Raw genomic sequence first — 17,476 nt, 5'->3', positions numbered from 1 at the left:
GGCGGACTCCACGTCCTACCCAGGCGTCAACGTCTCGGCCCTCCCCATTGGCCGGCTTTCAGGGGACCTTCATTGGCCGGTTTTGGGTGACCACTGAGGCCGAAGCCGTCGTGCGCTTCCACCAGGGCGAGGACTGGTGGCTGAGCAACGAGGAGGCGGCAGGGGCCGAGCAGCAGGCCGCGCTGCGCATGGAGAACGTGGGGGACAGCCGGAAGGAAGTCATCCTGCGGTGGATTCTGGAGATGCCGCCCGAAAAGCGCCCCTCGGACGTGACACTGCTTCATGTGGGCATCGAAGCCTTCGCGCTCCACCAAGCGCAGGTTGACCACCGTATCTCACGGGAAATCGGCGCAGCCTTGAAGTCGCTGGGCTTCACCCGTGGCCAGCGTCGGATGGGAGACGGGAAGCGCCCGCTCGTCTACTACATCCCGGACGAGCTGAAGAACGCGCCCATGGAGAAGCGCGGCGAGCGGCATGCTGGCTTTGGCACCCCTGCCGGTTACGGGTGAGCCACTCCCGAAATCCGCACCCATTTAGGGAGGGTGACGCCTCCCATCGACCTCCCCAAGCACGGCCCTTCGGTGATTGCCGGGGTCATCCAGCGCCTCAGCGTTTCCCAGCTCAAGCGCCACAAGCAGTGCCCGCGCGCATGGTTCTTTCAGAAGGTCATGCGCATCCCCGAGCCCACGACGGGAGCGCAGCAGGTCGGCACCGAAGGACACGCCCAGCTTGAGCACTTCCTTTCGACGGGCGAAGACGTGCTGGGCACATTCGCCAGGGCAGGCGCCCATCTCCTGCCCACGCCCGGTCCCGACCTGCTCGTCGAACAGCCCCTGAACGGCGAGCCGCCGCTGACGGCAGGTGGCATCCCCTTCACCGGTTCCATCGACCTCGTAGACGCTCGACGGCTCGCCTCTGACGGCGTCCTTCGCATCACCGACCACAAGTTCACCAGCAACGTCGCGACGAATGCCGCGAGCGCCGAGCAGCTCGCCGACGCCGACAGCGAACCGGGTTTGCAGATGGTCGGCTATGGCGCGTGGGCACTCAGCCAGGTTGAGCGCTTCCCGGGGCTGCGCACGCTGGAGCTTGAACACCTCTACTACCAGACCCGGGGCCAGCGCCTTGCCGCGTCCGTCGTCGCAACGGTGCCCGCCGAGCACGTCGCGCACGAGTGGAAGACGAAGGTCGAGCCCCAGGTCGAAGCGATGAAGGAGCACGCGCAAGCCGCCCGAGCTTCCGACGTGCCCGCGAACTACGGCCCCGCCTGCGGCAAGTACGGCGGATGTCCGTTCATGGCGAAGTGCCTCACAGGAGAGAACAAGACGATGTCCCTGCGTGACAAGCTGCTCAACAAGGCTTCCGAGTCCGCCCCCCTTACCGTTGCCGTGGTCGAGCGCGACGCCCCGGAGCTGCCCGCCATTCTGCCCCCGGACGCGCCCACACCTACGCCCGTGCAGACGGCTCCAGAGGTCGCCCAGGCCACTGAGCAGCCCGCGCCGAAGCGTCGCGGTCGCCCTCGCAAGGTTGCCGAGTCCGAGCAGCCCACCGACGCAGCCCCGTCGCCTGCGAGTGCGCTTCGCGTGCTCTTCGTCGACTGCATCCCGACGACCTTCGACGGACCGACGCCCGAGTCGCTTACGAGTTACGTCGACACCATGCATCGCAAGGTGGCCGAAGCGGGCGGCGTCGACGACGTGCGATTCGCGGGTTCCGACTCGGCGCTCGGATTCGGCAAGTGGCGCGGGGCGCTGGCCATGGCGGCGCGCGCCGAGCTGCCCGCCCCCGGCAGCTACGTCGCGCTCGGGGTCGCCCAGTCGGAGCTGATGCAGGTCATCGTCGAGGCGCTCGAACCGGCGTTCGACATGGTCGTTCGCAGCGTCCGATAAACCAGACCCTTTGTCCTTACGGCATGAGGGGGATTGGCATCCGATTGGCATGACACCACCGACGGATCACGCCCCATCATTATGACCACGACACTGACTAAGCCAAAGACTTAACAAATTCCTTCAAGTCACTCCGACGAATAACAGGATCACCAACACCAATTGGACGCCGCGCCGGATTTCCCATCACGTCTTTCTCCATGACCGGAAGTGCCCTGCGCACCGATAAGGTTTTCGTTCTCTCTCTGCCACCAATCAGGGCCCCCCAATTGGAGTTCTCCTGAACTGTCTCATGTTCTACTGGCGGAGCAACAATCAGATAACTGCCAACATGACTAGTGACCACGACATATGCCTTTTGAACAACAAGAGGTATGTCACCGAGTTCCTCGAGCTTTGGTCCCACAGCAAGAACCACCAAATCCTCCCTCTCCGCAATCCTCTCCACTCCCTCTCCACTCACAACCAAAGTTTTATCATCCAGAATTCTGATGACTTTTAGAACCGGAATTTGAGACGTCATTGCATTCATTCCTTTGGAGCGCGGCGCCTATTCCTCACAGGCTGCTTCGGAACCTGAATCAACTGCTCCTGCAGGACAGCAACCAATTTGGCAGCCTCTGTCTGAAAACTCGCCCTCGCCTCAGTTACAATACGAGCATTTATTGCCTGATCGCGCTCGTCCCGTGTATCCCTCAGGAGATCCTCGTAAAATTTCTCGGTACTCAGCACGTATTTCAACGCTCGTCGACAATGCAACAGGCGTTGAAACTCAAAAAAGATATATCCAAACAGCCAGCTTGCAGACAATGCACTAGCCATTCCCCAAAGAACTGGAGTGGTAAAAATCTGGAGAGCAGTCAAACCAGGTATCGCGACCCCCAGAAATGCCGAAGCGCCAAGTGCAACCTTAAATGCACCAAACAGCGAATCCCCGGGGCACGCTTTCAGCGCAGCCTGGGCCTCTTCACGCGCTTTGGTGCCTGCTGATGACGTGGATCCCTGGTCCATTGGTTCGCCGATTCTAGGTTACTAGTCCATCCCAACTTACAGCCTCATAGCTCGGTCGTCCCGTCTTCTTCAAGCATGAGACTTCTTCATCGCATCCACCCGGGCGCGGCGACATTCGCCGAGCATCATAGCACTACTACACCTCTTCTCTTTGCGAGGGTCACTGGCGACCGCGCCACCTTCGCCAAGGGGCAGCCCGTGGGCTGGTCTCCAGACCTCGCACGGGTGCTCAGCCTTCCGCGCCGCAACCTCGCGAGCACCTACGCCGATGCCGACTTCGCCGCGCTGGAAGCCGCGCTGCGCGCCCCTGCCGACACGCGTTGCACTTGCGGAGCGCTCGGGAAACGGTGCCCGTCCGCGTTGCTTCCCATCCAGCGCCTCGCCCTTCTGGAAGCGGCGCGCACGGGTGGCGGGCTCTTCCCCATCGGCGTGGGGCACGGGAAGACGCTGGTCGACCTCCTGCTGCCGCTCGTCGTGCCCGGGTGCAAGGTCGCCGTCCTACTCCTACCGTCGAACCTCCGCGCCCAGCTCATCGAGGTCGACTGGCACTTCTACGGCGGGCACTGGCGTTTACCCAACCTCGCTGGCGGCAGGTGGTTCCGCCCCGGCCTGCCTGTCCTTCACGTCATCACCTACGAGAAGTTTTCGACCCAGGAAGGCACCGACCTCCTGACGCGCATCCGGCCCGACCTCATCATCTGCGACGAAGCGCACAAGCTGAAGGATCGGAAGAGCGCGCGCACCGGCCGGTTCCTTCGCTACCTGGAGCTGAACCCCGAAACGCGTCTCGTGGCCCAGTCGGGCACGCTGGCGACGAGAACGGTCAAGGACTACGCCCACCTCGCAGAGTACGCGCTGCGTGACGGCAGCCCGCTCCCGTTGAAGCAGCACGTCGTCGAAGAGTGGGCCTCGGCGCTGGACCCCGGAACTACCGTCGCCCCTCCGGGCACACTCCTTCAGCTCGTTGACCCGGCGCACCCTCTCGCCCCACTTGAGGGAGAGAACGAAGCCGACCATGAGCGCCGACGCGTGCGTGACGCCTATCGTCGGTGGCGCAACGCAACGCCGGGTGTCGTAGCCACGGACGAAAGCGCCGTCGGCATGTCGCTCGTCATTCGCACGCGCGACCCGGGCAAGGTCCCCGACGAGCTGCTCGCCCACATTCAGACTGCGCTCGGCGGGCAACGCCCCGACGGCGAAGAATTCGTCGACGAGCTGCAACGCGTCGTCTGTGCTCGGCAGCTCGCGAGCGGCTTCTTCCACCGCTGGCGCTACCCCGACGTCCAGGGCGTTCCGCAGGACCCCGAGCTGATCGTTCGGTGGTTCGCGCGGCGGCAGGAGTTCAATCGGGAGCTGCGCGAGCGCCTCAAGCGACCCGCCGAGCATCTCGACTCACCAGGGTTGCTGATGCGCGCCGCGATTCGTGCGCACCAGTCCCCGCCCTACGACGGGGAACTGCCGACCTGGCGCGCGATGTCGTGGCCCTCGTGGGCGGAGATTCACAAGCGCGTCGTCCACGTCACGGAAGCAGTGTGGCTCTCCGACTTCATTTTGCGTGACGCGGCGAAGTGGGCGCTACGCAAGGGGCAGCCGGGAATCGTCTGGGTTGAGTTCCCGGAGCTTGGCCAGCGAATCGCAAAGGCGGCGGGCGTGCCTTTCTACGGCGGCGGCCCGGAAGCGTCGGCGACCATCATCCGTGAGAGTGGGAAGCGGTCCATCGTCGCTTCACTTCGTGCCCACGGGACGGGCAAGAACCTGACGATGTTCTCGCGGATGCTGTTCGTGAATCCACCGGCCGACGGCGCTGCATGGGAACAGGCCATCGGCCGATGCCACCGACAGGGCCAGCTCGCCGACGAAGTAGAGGTGGAGCTGTACCAGCACACCGACGAGCTTGTCGGGGCCTTCCAGAAGGCCCGCGACTTTGCTCGGTTCATCGAACAGACGGAGGGCACACCGCAGAAGCTGTGCTTCGCGAACCATGGCTGCGTAGCACACCAAAGCGCGGCGAAGCGCTAGCGCAAACGTGTCCCCAATTTACCGCCTATGTGCGGCAGTGACTTTGGCTGCACACCCCTTTCACTGGTCGAGGGGGCGGGGTGACAATCATGTACTTAATACAAGAGGCCCCATCAGGCAGATTCACCTTGAACGTGCGACCATCAGACGCCTTGCAGTCAACCCCACCACATTTCTCAACATCCACCACCTTCCAATCCGGAATGGCCTTGGCGGACGTTCCCGCCGCCTTAGAACAAGCATTGTCGGCAGCTTTTGTCCACGCTGGGTCCGCTTGTTCTTGAGCCTTGGCATCTACCGAGAGGAAGAGAATCGAGCACACTGCGCTTACTACGACATGCATTTTCATTGAATCGCTCCTGTGACGACACCGGCAGCACGAAGCATAAACCATGCCACCTCGCCTTCGGCAGTGTCAAGACAGACAACAGGGGCAAAGCCCCCTGTGGAGCACGCCCGTTGACGCGTCAGCCGCAGAAACTGACACGTCAACCGGCCTCGTTACACAAGGACTCCTGATGCATCGGCCGGTGCCATCGTCAGGGGCAGCTCGCCGACGAAGTCGAGGTGGAGCACGACCAGCACACCGACGATCACGTCGGGGCCTTCCAGAAGGCCCGCGACTTCGCCCGCTTCATTGAGCAGACGGAGGGCACGCCGCAGAAGCGATGCTTCGCGAACTTGGGACATTTTCAGTCTGATTTCATTTGACACATGCCGGCCTTGCAGGTCCCGACCTTCCTTCCAAATCCAATCACCTCACATCTGGCGCCGTCAGCCAGCGGCTCAAATGAGGGCTTTTCGTCTTTACCCACGCACATCACTCGACATTGCTGCTTCATGACGAGCACATCCGTCATGGGCGTTTTTCCGACACGTTCGCACGCCTTCTTCTGCTCGTCGCCGTGCTCTGCGAATGCAACGGATGGCAAGATGGCGACCCAGGCAGTCAGCGTGAGGACTTTCCGAAGGTTGAGGTAGTAGCTCATGCAGGTTTCTTTCTTAGGAGGAGTCAAAATCAGGCGATGCCCACGACCACACCATTTGTGACGTTCCGTCAGCAATAGCGTCGAGAGGTCACCAAGAGGCATGCCCTATTTTGGATCGCGCCCCTGAGCGCGTAGAAGGGAGGACTGGTGATGATAGTTTCGAGCGTTTGCGATCGTTGTCGAGCCTATTCAGACGCACTTCTGGCCATTCCATTTCTGGCCGATCTCACATTTGCTCTTGCACTTGCGGTGGCGATGTTCCCACGCCTGATCGTTCCGACATCTATTCTGGCACCTGCCGACGCGCGCGCTCCAAATCTGGTCGTCTCTGCATCTGTTCTGACACACGCGACCACTCCAACACTGTTCAGTCTTGCAGTTAGTACTACCCGGTCACATGCGTGACGGCCCCCGAGGAGGTGCACGGGCGTTGATGTGACGCAGGCACAGAGGGCAGTGGCCGATGCGGCGCAGCAGCAGGTGCTGAAGGCGGCGGCGCACCTCGGGCAGTGTCCAGCGTGTTCTCCTCCGGGGGGGAAAGCGCCCGGCGGAGCGCGAGGAATCCGTGGGCTACCATGCAGAGGGTGGCATGGTGGTGGAAGCCTCGCCACCCTCGCCCCTCGAAGTGGTCAAGCCCCACCTCGCCTTTGAGTTCCTGGTAGTCGCGCTCCACTCTCCAGCGCAGCTTGGACAAGCGCACCAACTCCGTAAGCGACGTGTTCGCGGGCAGCGAGCAGAGCGAGTACTTCGTTGGAGCCTTCTCCTCCTGGGGCCACTCGATGAGCAGCCATACCTCTTCACTCGGCGCAGCTCGCTGGACGTGCCGCTCCGCCGTCCGCACGCGCACTGCGGCGAACCGGGAGGACTGCTCGCCCCGACTGCCCTCGCGCCAAGAGACTGTCTGGAATTCCTCCTTCGGAAGCTGAAGCGCCAACTCCTCGATGGCCCAGGGCTGCACGCCCTCGGCCACGTAGCGCGTGCGCGGGCGCCCGTTCTGCCCCGGCTCCCTCTCGGGCTTGCGCGGCTTGGCGCCGGGCGGCCACACCTTGCGCGTGCCCTGCACGCCCATGAGGTAGTGCAGGCCGCGCTCTCGCACGCCGTCGCGGAACTCCCGTGCATCGCCATACCCGGCATCGGCCAGCACGAGGTGTCGGCGTACGCCCCACGCCAAGGCGTCATCCAATTGGCGCAGCGCTATCTGCCACTTCTTCTGAAACTTCACTCCAGCCGGGACGCCCGCGGCCTTGCAGCGCTTCCTGCTGCGCGTCCACTCCTCAGGCAGGTACAACTGCATGGCGATGCAGCCGCTGCCCTTCTCTCCAGCAACATGCAGGCTGACGGCCACCTGGCAGTTCTCCGTCCGCCCCAGGGTGCCCGAGTACTGGCGCGCCACACCCACCGAATGCACGCCCTTCTTCGGCAAGCCCGTGTCGTCAATGACGAGGGCCTCCAAGCCCGGTAGCTCGCGCTCAAGCTTCCGCGCCAGACGTCGTCGCATTTCGGAGTCCTCCCAAGCCGCGCCGGACACGCACTGCTGAAGCCGCTGGCGCATGGCTTCTGTCTGCTCGGGGGCTGCGACGAGCCGGGCCGCCATGGGCTCGATGCTCTTGCGTTCTCCGTCGAGCAGCAGTCCCGTGAGGTAGCCGCCGAGGGCGCGACGTCTCTCGGTCCGGCCCATTCCCTCCGTCATCGAGTCCAGGAACTCGCTCAGCTCCCGGTCAAGCTTGTGTAACTGGGTGGGCATCATGCTCCGTCAACACGGGGCGTCCGCACCCGATTCATCTGACCGGGTAGTGTTAGGAAGGAGCGCATTCGCTTCAAACCCATATGTCGCACACAGGGCCACGCCATCGGAGCAGAGCCCGGTTTTGAGCACTCGTCACTCCAGTGAAATCTGCCGCTCAGGCAGAGACGGCATTCACTGCATCACGAGTGCCAATGTCCCTCCGTCAGTGTCGAGAGTGAAGATTCATGCGAGAAATGGGCGTTGACGCGTCAGTCTCAGAGTTTGACGCGTCAACCGTCCCCGCGACACATGAACGTCCCAACGTCCAGGGCTGAGCCACCCTCAGAATCCACACGCATTTACGTGGGGCCAGCGCACTTCGCCGCTGACGCAACCCAAGCCGAAGGGCCCACGTAACATGAACAACGCACTGACGAAGATTGCCACCGCGCAGGCTGCTGCCGGTGGGCGCTATCCCCGCTTCGGGCGCTACCAGCCGCCCTGAAGAAGTTCTTCGACGAGCGGCAGGCGGGCACTCACCTCCTGATTCGCTGCGAGGTCTTCCCGAAGCAGCTCCCCGCGAAGGAGGGCCACGCCGGGAAGGTCATCAGCGGCCATCGCTGGTCGCACGTCGAGCTGAACGACGAGCAGCCCGCCCAGGCTGAGCACGCGCACAAGGCGAGCAAGCTTCCCGCGCTCGCCGACGCCCGCGCCTGACACCGAGCGGCGATTGACGGCGCTCTTCCGTCCGCGGACGGCCTACGAGCGCACGGAGGTGCGTATAGGCGTGCAGGGAGGCCCCCTCCAGGAATGCCGGGCGCGCAGGCGCCCACACGATTCGGCAGGGGCGGAGCGTGCGCATCAGTGATAGGCCATGCTGCCATGTCCGGCGACTCACCCGTCCCCACCCCCGGCGGCTTGCCCACCCTGCACTTCCCCCCCGAGCTCCCCATCTCGAGCCGGGTGGAGGACATCACCGCGGCCATCACCGCCCATCAGGTGGTCATTGTCGCGGGGGCCACAGGCTCGGGGAAGACGACGCAGCTGCCGAAAATCCTGCTCGCCATGGGGCGCGGCCGCCCGCGCCAGATTGGCGTCACCCAGCCCCGGCGTATCGCCGCGACGAGCGTGGCGGCGCGCGTGGCACGTGAGCTCGGCACCGAGCTGGGCACGGACGTCGGGTACCAGATTCGCTTCGAGGACCGCTCGTCCCGGCAGACCGCCGTGAAGTTCATGACCGACGGCGTCCTGCTCGCGCAGATTCACAGCGACCCGCTCCTGCGCCGCTACGACACCATCGTGCTCGACGAGGCCCACGAGCGCAGCCTCACCATCGACTTCCTGCTCGGGTGGCTCAAGCGCATCCTTCCCAGACGCCCCGACCTCAAGGTGGTGGTGAGCTCGGCCACCATCGAGACCGAGCGCTTCTCACAATTCTTCGGGGGGGCTCCGGTCATCCAGGTGGAGGGACGTACCTTTCCGGTGGACGTGCTCTACGAGCCACCTCCCGAGGACACCGAGCTCGCAGACTCCGTCGCCGATGCGGTGGCGAACGTGCTCTCGCTCGACCCGGACGGGGACGTCCTCGTGTTCCTCCCCGGGGAGCGGGAGATCCGCGAGGCTCAGAATGCCCTGAACGCGCGTGAGCTCCGCGGCACGGTGGTGCAGCCCCTGTATGCGCGCCTGTCGGCCGCCGAGCAGTCGCGCGTCTTCGCCACCATCCCCGAGCGCCGGGTCATCCTCGCCACCAACGTCGCGGAGACGTCGGTCACCATCCCGGGGATCGTGTACGTCGTGGACACAGGGGTGGCGCGACTGTCGCGCTACGAGCCGCGCTCCGGCACCACGCGCCTGCACATCGAGCCGGTCTCCCAGGCCAGCGCCGACCAGCGCAAAGGGCGCTGCGGCCGCGTGCGCGAGGATCTGCGTGCGCCTCTACGACGAGGTGAGCTTCACCACGCGGCCCGCCTTCACCGACCCGGAAATCAAGCGCACCGGGCTCGCGGGGTCATCCTGCGGATGAAGTCCCTCGGCCTCGGTGACGTCGAGGACTTCCCCTTCCTCGACCCGCCCCAGCCAAGGGCCATCGCCGAGGGCTGGCGGGTGCTCGAGGAGCTCGGGGCCATCGAGGGCAAGGAGCGCACCTTGACGCCGCTCGGGCACCAGCTCGCGCGCTTCCCGGTGGACCCGCGCATCGCGCGGATGATTCTCGCTGGCGCCGAGTACGGGTGCCTGGACGAGGTGCTCATCGTCGCCGCGGCGCTCAACCTGCAGGACCCGCGCGAGCGGCCACGGGAGCTCGCGCAGAAGGCAGACGAACTGCACCGGCGCTTCCGTGACGAGCACTCGGACTTCACGGGGCTCCTCAAGCTGTGGGCGTTCGTGCGCGAGGCCGAGGGCCGGGGGACGTCCCATCTGCGGCGCGTGTGCCGGGACAACTTCCTGTCCTTCCTGCGGGTGCGCGAGTGGCGGGACGTCCAGCGCCAGCTCGAGGAGACCGTCCGCGAGCTGCGCCTGCCGCGCAAGGGCCGGGGCGCCCCAGCGCGCGGGGAAGCCCTGCACCAGGCGCTCCTCACCGGGCTCCTGTCCCGCATCGGCCAGTGGAATCCGGAGCAGCGCCACTTTACGGGCGCGAAGCAGACGCGCTTCATGGTCCACCCCTCGTCGGCGCTCGCGAAGAAGCCCCCTGCCTGGGTGATGGCGTTCGAGCTCGTGGAGACGTCCCAGCTTTTCGCGCGCACCGTGGCGAAGCTCGACCCGGAGTGGCTCGCGGCGGCGGCCCCCCACCTGCTCAAGCGCAGCTACTCCGATCCGCACTGGTCGGAGAAGTCCGCGCGCGCCATCGTGAAGGAGAACGCGACCCTCTTCGGGCTGACCGTCTTCAGGGAGCGCCCCGTGCCCCTGGCCAGCAGGGACCCCGCCGAAGCACGGCTGATGTTCCTCGATCACGCCCTGGTGCGGGGCGAGTACCGCACCCGAGGGGCGTTCCAGGAGAAGAACCGCCAGGTGTTCGAGCGCGTGGCGCGCCTGCGGGACAAGGCCCGGCGCAGCGAGCTGCTCGACGGCGAGGCGATGCTGACCTTCTTCGACAAGCGCGTCCCGGCGGATGTGACGGACGGAGCGGCCTTCGAGGTCTGGCGTCGCAAGGCCGAGGCGGCCGACCCCGACGTGCTCGTCCTCTCGATGGAGGATGCCCTCTCGCACGACCCGGGCCTGTCCCCGGCGCACTACCCGGATGCCATCAAGCTGCACGGCGCGTCCGTGCCGGTGACGTACACCTTCGACCCCTCGGCCGAGGACGACGGCATCACCCTGAGCGTGCCGCTGCTGCTGCTCGCCCAGATAGCCCCGGGTGAGCTCGACTGGACCATCCCCGGGTGGCAGCGGGAGAAGCTCACCGCCCTGCTTGAGCAGCTCCCCCGCGCCCAGCGCAAGCAGCTGGGGCCGTTGCCGGATCTGGTCGACCGTCTCGAGAAGGAACTGGTGCCCTTCCGCGGGCCGATGATTCCAGCGCTCGCGCGTGCGGTGTCCCGCCTGTGCGGCATGGAAGTGACCGAGGAGTCCTTCCGGGCGGATGCCGTGGTGCCGTACCTGCGCATCACGCTCCGGGTGCTCGACGCGCAGGGCAAGGAACTCGCGCGGGGCCGCGACGTCGACGCGCTGCTCAAGCAGCACGGAGGCCATGCACGGGCGGCGCTGCGCAGCGCGGCGCCGGCGTCGGACTGGGAGCGCAAGGGGCTGACCGCCTGGACTTTCGGCGACCTGCCCGCCGTGGTCACCCGGCGGGTCGGCAACCTCGAGGTCCGCAGCTATCCCGCGCTCGTCGACCGGGGCGCCACCGTGGACCTGGTGTTGCTCGAGACATCCGCCGCCGCTGACGCGGCCACGCGCACGGGGGTCCGCCGGCTCCTGATGCTCGCCGCGCGCGGGCACGTGGCCGTCAGCGCCGCGCGCATGCCAACGCCCTTCCCGTCCCTGGACGGCGCGCCGCCCGCACGGGGCCAGGCCGACGCCTTCCGGGCGCTCGTCCTCGCACGTGGCGTTGACGACGCGTTCAAGCTCACACCGGGCGCGCCGCTGCCCCGCACGAAGGCAGCCTTCGAGACGCTGGTCCGTGAGGGCTCACCGCGCATCGAGAGTGCGGCCCGGGACTGGGCGAACGCCGTCGTTGTCACCTCCGCGGAGCTCGCCACGACGCTCGCGGCACTCAAGGCGGCATCAAGGGGACCGAGCGGCGCGGCGGCCGTGCGGGACATCCGCTCGCAGCTCGGGCACCTGTTCCCCGCGAACCTCATCGAGTGGATTCCCTTCGTGCGCCTGCTGCACTACCCGCGCTACCTCCGCGCGGCCCAGGCACGGCTGTCGCGTGCGGTGGCGAACCCCAGCAAGGACGCAGGGAAGGCCGCGCCCTTCACTCCCCTGTGGGAGACCTTCCTCGCCAGGCGCGCTACCGTGCGTGACCAGGAGGCGGCGCAGGAGCTGCGGTGGGCCTTCGAGGAGCTCCGCGTGGCCATCTTCGCTCCGGAGGTGACGACGCCCGTGTCCGTGACGGTGGCGAAGGTCGGAGCGGCCCTCGCGGCGCTGCGCTAGAAGCGGGTGGCTGTGCGTCCGCGACGAGCGCATCGGCGTCCTCAAGGTGCTGCCGCCCGACTGCCACCGCCGGCCGGTCGTACGGCCCGCGCTCCCCGGTGACGCCGGCCAGAACGAGCATGTCCGACGCCTCAGGGGGGCTACACCAGTCGCCCCCGGCGTCGAACTGCTCCAGCACGGCCCTCGTAGGAGCCCGCTTCAGCATCCCGCTGAGCGACAAGGGAGGGCACGACTCGGGAGAGCCCGGCCGTGTCCAGCATGGTTCCAGGTGGGACTCGCCCTGTCGGGGACGTCGCCCTTCGCGGCGACTAATCACAGCACAAAAACCTGACCATCCATGAAGCTGAGAGCGAATCAACCACAAATAAAATACATCACTACCGTCATCGCGGCGCATCACGAAATTGCAACCCGCCACGCGCTCCACCTGGGATGTGTTTGACCCACTCACCCGCGCTCGTTCCTGGCATGACGCTCCGCAAGTCTGATTTGCCCCAGCGGCAACCCCTTAGTCTGACATCTCGATGACGTGCGCCACGCCCAGGGCGCAATCGTCCACACTTGCTGAATTGCCAGTCTTGCTCGTTTGGATTTGAATTCAATTCAAGACCAGTGCTAGTAGGGAATTGGCTTCGGCCGACCCCGCACAAACAACACAGGAGTAGTCCATGACGAGGAACGTGAAGCGTTTCCTGGCTGGCTCGCTGCTGTCTCTCACCCCGTCGATCGCTTTCGCCGGACAGATCGAACTCGACTTCCCCGACTTCCTCACCCAGCGCAGCGAGTACGTCAGCGTCCGTGAGGGCGCGGTGCAGCTCCCCGTGCGGAAGGGCCCCTCGGTGGAGGCCATCGGCCCTGCCGTTGAAGACTTCTTCGTCTCCAACCAGGCCGGCGTCGACCTCCACCTGGGCATCCAGATCCTGACGGGCTCGTTCAATGGCACCTGGAACACCCACCCCGTCCCTCCCAGCACCTATGGTGGGTTTCAGGTCGGCGCCCCCGCCCCCGCCCCAACGGTTGTCCAGCAGTACTACTACACGGTCGACCCGGCGAACCCGGCTGGCTCGAAGACCTGTGTCTGGCGCGTGGAAGTCACGGACAACGCCGGCACCTGCACCGCGCAGGTCTTCTTCGGTACCTACGGCGGCGCCCTCTGCACTGTCGACGAGGCCCAGTCGTCCATCGACCCGGTCACGTGTCAGACGCAGGTCGTCACCAACATGCAGTGAGTTGAATCGCGTTCCACCAGGGTCTCTCCAGGAGGCCCTGGTGGTGCGTGAACCGTCATCGACGGTCGGCACGGCTCCAGCGGAACGTCAGCCCGGCATGGCCGGCGGGCGGGCGGCTCCCACCCCTCAGGCCCAGGGGAAACTCGAGGCCTCCCTCTGCTCGCACTTCGAAGGAGGGGCTCAAGCGAAACCCGATCCCCAGGGAGCCCCCTGGTGAGAGCAGCAGGTTCGCTCCATTGAACCGCCCTTGAAAGGCGGTGAGCGGTCCCGCGAAGGCGCCTGTCAGCGATGCGCCACCGGTCAGAGTCCACGCGCGGCTCAGCCGATAGTCGAGCAGCGTCTGCGCGCCGAGCCGAAGATTGACGGGCTCCGTGTAGTTGTTGGTGACGGGCACGTACCAGATTCCCGCGCTCGGAGCGAAGGACCACGTCCACCGGGACTGCTCGAGGAGCCGGTGCCGCGTTCCCAGCTCCAGGCCCAGCAACGTGAGGTGGCCGCCCCAATCCCAGTTCTCGCCAGCGCCCTTGCGGAAGGTGAGCTCGGGGCTGGGGAGGTACGCCTGTTCCCGCCCACGCTCGAAGGCCAGCGCGTTCAATGAAACGCCGACCTCTGTCGTCCCAACGGGGGTTGTCGCGGCGCGGATGTTCCGCGCACCGCTCAGACAGCCAGAAGCAAGAACGAGCGTCCCGCCCACCCAGAGTGCCCGCGCGCCGAAGCCTCGCATCATGGGGGCCATGCGAACCGCACCCAGACGGGATGGTGGTCGCTTCCCGCGGGACGCCGGTCCACGCCGCGCTCCAGCGGAGCGAGCCCCTGGGCGAAGACGAAGTCGAGCGGGAGGCCGCCAATCACGGAGTCCACCGTGTCTCCCACGCCTTCCGAGGCCCATTGGAAGTCCCGTCCGGAGAACAGCTTCACCATCTGCCTCAGGCTTCCCGGGTCCGAGGTATTGAAGTCACCGGCGATGATCTGCACGGGTCCCGTCCCCTCCATCGCGTCGATGATGGTCTCCGCCTGGTCCAGCCGCCCACCGAGCCCGACGATGGGCGTGGCGTTGTGCACGGAGGCCGTTTGAACCAGGGTCCCACCGATGTCCAACGTCGCGAGGACCGCGATGCGGCGGCGCTGATGGTACGGGTCGTCATGAGGAAGGTGGACTTTCCGGTCCGCGACGATGGGCCACCGGCTCAACAGCGCATTCCCGAAGTCGTCGTCGTCCACCTGCACGGAGGCAGGGTAGTAGACGTAGGCCAACCCCAGCTCACTTGCGATGCGGTCGACGGACGCTGCGTCCATCTCCTGCATCGCGATGACATCCGCCCCCGCGAGCGGAGGCCTCGAGAGCGCGGTGATGGCCTCGGTGACCTTTTCGGCGAAGGACAGGTTGAACGTCACCACGGTGATGGAAGCGGGCGCCTCGGAGGCGACGGTACCCGGCTCCCGATGGTCGCCGCTGTACCGGGGGCCGCCCTCATCGGTGTAGTTCTCCGCGAGCGGGCATCCCGTCAGGAACGTGAGCAGGAGAAGCGCCCACGGCGGCGCGATGCGCAGCCGTTGACGGGAGCCTGGCTGCCAGACGCCGTCTCTGGCGCCTGGCGCCTCCGCCGCGGCGTCGCGTGCGTCGTTGCATTTCAAGGCCCCGTGCATCGCGCCACTGAACGAAGCAGCGCTCCAGAGATTCCTTCCACCGCGGCACCGACACCGCACCGCTCCCTCCAACGGGCGCAGAGCAACAGAGGGAGTGAACGCCTTGATGGAGCAACCGCCTCATGGCCCAAGCCAACCAGGCAACCGGATGCGGTGCTTGCACCGATGCACTCAGTCACCTGCGGAGTGAGGCCAGTCCTCCACCTCACTCGCGGCGGCACGAATCACCGCAAGTACGGCACGGAAGCGGGGCATCAGCGGCCAGGATGCCGTTGACGCCCCGCCCTTCCCGCCTACTTCTTGGAGCTGCTCCGCAGGTACCGGTAGAACTCGGACTCGCCGCCCAGGAACAGCGACGTGGAGCTGTCCACGACATCCGGGTAGGCCTCCAGCGTCCGCATGAACTGGTAGAACTCCGGGTCCCGGCCGAAGGCCTCCGCGTAGATCTTAGTCGCCTCGGCGTCCGCGGCGCCGGTGACGTCCTGGGCCTTGCGGTAGGCCGCCGAGCGGATCTCCTTCAAGTCACGCTCGCGCTGGCCCCGGACCTCCGCCGCGCGGCCCATGCCCTCCGAGCGGGAGCGCTCGGCGATGCGCTTGCGCTCGGAGATCATCCGCTCGAACACCTTCACCTGGACCTCGTCCACGTAGTTGATGCGGCGGATCTGCACGTCGACCAGCTCCACCCCGAACTCCTTGACGATCTCCGCGGCCCGCAGCCGGATCTGGCGAGTGAGCTTGTCCCGGCCCTGGGCGACCTGCTCCAGCGACTCCGCCCGCTCCGTCTCGGCGGTGTACTCGTCGTCCTCGAAGGGACGGTTGGTGGAGCGGACCGCCTCAATCAGCGCGAACGACGCGATGGTGTTGCGCGTCTCACCGTCGATGATGTCGTCGAGCCGGGACTGCGCGTTGCGCTCATCCCGCAGGCGCTGGAAGAAGCGCAGCGGGTCCACGATGCGCCAGCGACCAAAGGTGTCCACCCAGATGTACTTCTTGTCCTTGGTGGGAATCTGGTTCGGGTCACCGCGCCAGTCCAGCCACCGCTTGTCAAAGCGGTTCACCGTGTCGACAAAGGGCATCTTGAAGTGGAGCCCCGGGTCCACGACGGACGCGCCCTTCGGCTCGCCGAACCGGGTGATGACGGCCTGCTCGTGCTCGCTCAGGGTGTAGGTCGCGGAGAAGCCCACCACCACGGCCAGGACGGCCACTACGCCAAGGGGAATGACAAGGCGGCTCATCGGCGGCCCTCCGTCTGGCTCGCGCTCCCGGACACCGCGGGGTCGGTCGCCTGCATGTTCAACAGCGGCGTGAGCCCCTTGACGGACTCGTCCAAGACGACCTTCTGCCCGGCGCTCCGGAGCACCTGGCTCACGGTCTCCAGGTACATGCGGCGGCGGGTGACGTCCGGCGCCTTGCGGTACTCCTCGTAGACGCGAGCGAAGCGGTCCGCCTCACCCTTGGCGCGGTTCACACGTTCAATGGCATAGCCCTCGGCGCTGCGCAGCGCCTCCTCGGCCTCGCCCTTCGCGCGGGGAATGACGCGGTTCAGCTCGGCATAGGCCTCGTTGATGACGCGCTCCTTCTCCTGGATGGCCTGGTTCACCTCGTTGAACGACGGCTTCACCGGGTCGGGCGGGTTCACGTCCTGGAGGACCACCTGCTGGATGTCCACGCCCGTCTCGTAGCGGTCCGCCAGGTCCTGGAGCAGCAGCTTGGCCTGGGTGGCCACCGCCTGGCGGCCCGTGGTGAGGACCTCATTCACCGAGTGGTCTCCCACGACGGCCCGCATCGAGGCCTCGGAGATGTCCCGGAGCATGCTCTCCACGTTCTTCACCTTGAAGAGGTACTTGTACGGGTCCTTGATCTTGTACTGGACGATCCACTCCACCACCGCGACGTTGAGGTCACCGGTGAGCATGAGCGACTCGCGCTTCGTGTCCGATGACTCCGCCGCATAGGCCGAGCCCACGCGCGAGCGGGAGGCCTCCGTGCGGAAACCGAACTCCGCCTTGAGCTGACGCTGCACCGGGACCTTCACGATGCGGTCCACCCAGAAGGGCATCCGGAAATGCGGGCCCGGCTCCACCGTTCCCACGAAGCGCCCCAGCCGGAGGATGACGCCCACTTCGTCCGGTTCCACCTGGGCGTAGCTGGTCATCAGCCCCACCAGCAGGAACAGGCCGAGCACCGCGAACAGGATGCGGCGCCCGATTCCAGGCCCCAGCTGCCGCCGAAGCTCACGTAGGACGTCTGACGGCTCCCGCCCTCGTGGGTCGGAATTCATGACGCGAGGATTCCATGACATCCATCCGTCTTCCCCCGTACAGGCTGCTCATGCAAGGGGCGCCACGAGAATTCCAGCCAGCCAGGCACCATGCG

At 66.0% G+C, this 17,476-nt stretch carries 15 protein-coding genes; 5 read left to right on the top strand and 10 right to left on the bottom strand.

Going from position 1 to position 17,476, the window contains the following annotated elements; all coding sequences use genetic code 11:
* Positions 1 to 86: 86 nt before the first annotated feature.
* Positions 87 to 509 (top strand): hypothetical protein, encoded by a 423-nt coding sequence (locus QEG98_RS16795; RefSeq protein ID WP_316567383.1) that lies wholly within the window; start codon positions 87 to 89, stop codon positions 507 to 509.
* Between the two features lie 33 nt (positions 510 to 542).
* Positions 543 to 1,889 (top strand): PD-(D/E)XK nuclease family protein, encoded by a 1,347-nt coding sequence (locus tag QEG98_RS16790; protein ID WP_316567382.1) that lies wholly within the window; start codon positions 543 to 545, stop codon positions 1,887 to 1,889.
* Between the two features lie 97 nt (positions 1,890 to 1,986).
* Here the strand turns inward: QEG98_RS16790 and QEG98_RS16785 are convergent, their stop codons facing one another.
* Both QEG98_RS16785 and QEG98_RS16780 read right to left on the bottom strand, forming a co-directional pair.
* Positions 1,987 to 2,412 carry a hypothetical protein gene (locus QEG98_RS16785; protein WP_316567381.1) on the bottom strand — a complete coding sequence of 142 codons (426 nt, stop codon included), beginning with the start codon at positions 2,410 to 2,412 and terminating at the stop codon, positions 1,987 to 1,989.
* Positions 2,413 to 2,417: 5 nt separating this feature from the next.
* A complete protein-coding gene (locus tag QEG98_RS16780; RefSeq protein ID WP_316567380.1) occupies positions 2,418 to 2,900 on the bottom strand; it encodes a hypothetical protein in 483 nt (160 codons plus the stop codon).
* A gap of 75 nt (positions 2,901 to 2,975) precedes the next feature.
* Here QEG98_RS16780 and QEG98_RS16775 point away from each other — a divergent pair, with 75 nt between their 5' ends.
* Positions 2,976 to 4,919, top strand: coding sequence for a helicase (locus tag QEG98_RS16775; RefSeq protein ID WP_316567379.1), 1,944 nt, complete (start codon positions 2,976 to 2,978; stop codon positions 4,917 to 4,919).
* A gap of 501 nt (positions 4,920 to 5,420) precedes the next feature.
* On the opposite strand, the gene QEG98_RS16770 is transcribed toward QEG98_RS16775, so the two are convergent.
* From QEG98_RS16770 to QEG98_RS16755, 4 genes are all read right to left on the bottom strand, one after another.
* Positions 5,421 to 5,609, bottom strand: a complete 189-nt coding sequence (locus QEG98_RS16770; protein ID WP_316567378.1) for a hypothetical protein — start codon at positions 5,607 to 5,609, stop codon at positions 5,421 to 5,423.
* Positions 5,610 to 5,611: 2 nt separating this feature from the next.
* On the bottom strand, positions 5,612 to 5,908 hold the full coding sequence (locus QEG98_RS16765) for a hypothetical protein (protein ID WP_316567377.1): 297 nt from the start codon (positions 5,906 to 5,908) through the stop codon (positions 5,612 to 5,614).
* 385 nt (positions 5,909 to 6,293) lie between these two features.
* Complete coding sequence (locus QEG98_RS16760; protein WP_316563859.1) at positions 6,294 to 7,655, bottom strand: IS701 family transposase; 1,362 nt, start codon at positions 7,653 to 7,655, stop codon at positions 6,294 to 6,296.
* Between the two features lie 468 nt (positions 7,656 to 8,123).
* Positions 8,124 to 8,303, bottom strand: coding sequence for a hypothetical protein (locus QEG98_RS16755; RefSeq protein WP_316567376.1), 180 nt, complete (start codon positions 8,301 to 8,303; stop codon positions 8,124 to 8,126).
* Positions 8,304 to 8,516: 213 nt separating this feature from the next.
* Here QEG98_RS16755 and hrpA point away from each other — a divergent pair, with 213 nt between their 5' ends.
* Together hrpA and QEG98_RS16745 are read left to right on the top strand one after the other, a co-directional pair.
* Complete coding sequence (gene hrpA / locus QEG98_RS16750; RefSeq protein WP_316567375.1) at positions 8,517 to 12,224, top strand: ATP-dependent RNA helicase HrpA; 3,708 nt, start codon at positions 8,517 to 8,519, stop codon at positions 12,222 to 12,224.
* 668 nt (positions 12,225 to 12,892) lie between these two features.
* Positions 12,893 to 13,453 (top strand): hypothetical protein, encoded by a 561-nt coding sequence (locus QEG98_RS16745; RefSeq protein WP_316567374.1) that lies wholly within the window; start codon positions 12,893 to 12,895, stop codon positions 13,451 to 13,453.
* Between the two features lie 55 nt (positions 13,454 to 13,508).
* Here QEG98_RS16745 and QEG98_RS16740 read toward each other — a convergent pair whose 3' ends face one another.
* From QEG98_RS16740 to hflK, 4 genes are all read right to left on the bottom strand, one after another.
* Positions 13,509 to 14,180, bottom strand: coding sequence for a hypothetical protein (locus tag QEG98_RS16740; protein ID WP_316567373.1), 672 nt, complete (start codon positions 14,178 to 14,180; stop codon positions 13,509 to 13,511).
* A complete protein-coding gene (locus tag QEG98_RS16735) occupies positions 14,177 to 15,088 on the bottom strand; it encodes an endonuclease/exonuclease/phosphatase family protein (protein WP_316567372.1) in 912 nt (303 codons plus the stop codon). The genes QEG98_RS16740 and QEG98_RS16735 overlap by 4 nt, the downstream gene beginning before the upstream one ends.
* Positions 15,089 to 15,393: 305 nt before the next feature.
* A complete protein-coding gene (gene hflC / locus QEG98_RS16730) occupies positions 15,394 to 16,335 on the bottom strand; it encodes a protease modulator HflC (RefSeq protein ID WP_316567371.1) in 942 nt (313 codons plus the stop codon).
* Positions 16,332 to 17,381: an FtsH protease activity modulator HflK gene (hflK, locus tag QEG98_RS16725; RefSeq protein WP_410478028.1), complete on the bottom strand. Its 1,050-nt coding sequence runs from the start codon at positions 17,379 to 17,381 to the stop codon at positions 16,332 to 16,334. Before hflK ends, hflC begins: the two co-directional genes overlap by 4 nt.
* Positions 17,382 to 17,476 lie beyond the last annotated feature (95 nt).

The sequence above is a fragment of the Myxococcus sp. MxC21-1 genome, from assembly GCF_032612255.1.
GTDB lineage: Bacteria > Myxococcota > Myxococcia > Myxococcales > Myxococcaceae > Myxococcus > Myxococcus virescens.
This window is presented reverse-complemented; position numbering and strand designations above follow the sequence as displayed.

Bases quoted from the DNA above. Each gene is read 5' to 3' on its own strand.
- QEG98_RS16785 (WP_316567381.1), bottom strand. From the start codon at position 2,412: ATGACGTCTCAAATTCCGGTTCTAAAAGTCATCAGAATTCTGGATGAT.
- QEG98_RS16780 (WP_316567380.1), bottom strand. From the start codon at position 2,900: ATGGACCAGGGATCCACGTCATCAGCAGGCACCAAAGCGCGTGAAGAG.
- QEG98_RS16775 (WP_316567379.1), top strand. From the start codon at position 2,976: ATGAGACTTCTTCATCGCATCCACCCGGGCGCGGCGACATTCGCCGAG.
- QEG98_RS16770 (WP_316567378.1), bottom strand. From the start codon at position 5,609: ATGTCCCAAGTTCGCGAAGCATCGCTTCTGCGGCGTGCCCTCCGTCTG.
- QEG98_RS16765 (WP_316567377.1), bottom strand. From the start codon at position 5,908: ATGAGCTACTACCTCAACCTTCGGAAAGTCCTCACGCTGACTGCCTGG.
- QEG98_RS16760 (WP_316563859.1), bottom strand. From the start codon at position 7,655: ATGATGCCCACCCAGTTACACAAGCTTGACCGGGAGCTGAGCGAGTTC.
- hrpA (WP_316567375.1), top strand. From the start codon at position 8,517: ATGTCCGGCGACTCACCCGTCCCCACCCCCGGCGGCTTGCCCACCCTG.
- QEG98_RS16745 (WP_316567374.1), top strand. From the start codon at position 12,893: ATGACGAGGAACGTGAAGCGTTTCCTGGCTGGCTCGCTGCTGTCTCTC.
- QEG98_RS16740 (WP_316567373.1), bottom strand. From the start codon at position 14,180: ATGATGCGAGGCTTCGGCGCGCGGGCACTCTGGGTGGGCGGGACGCTC.
- hflC (WP_316567371.1), bottom strand. From the start codon at position 16,335: ATGAGCCGCCTTGTCATTCCCCTTGGCGTAGTGGCCGTCCTGGCCGTG.
- hflK (WP_410478028.1), bottom strand. From the start codon at position 17,381: ATGAATTCCGACCCACGAGGGCGGGAGCCGTCAGACGTCCTACGTGAG.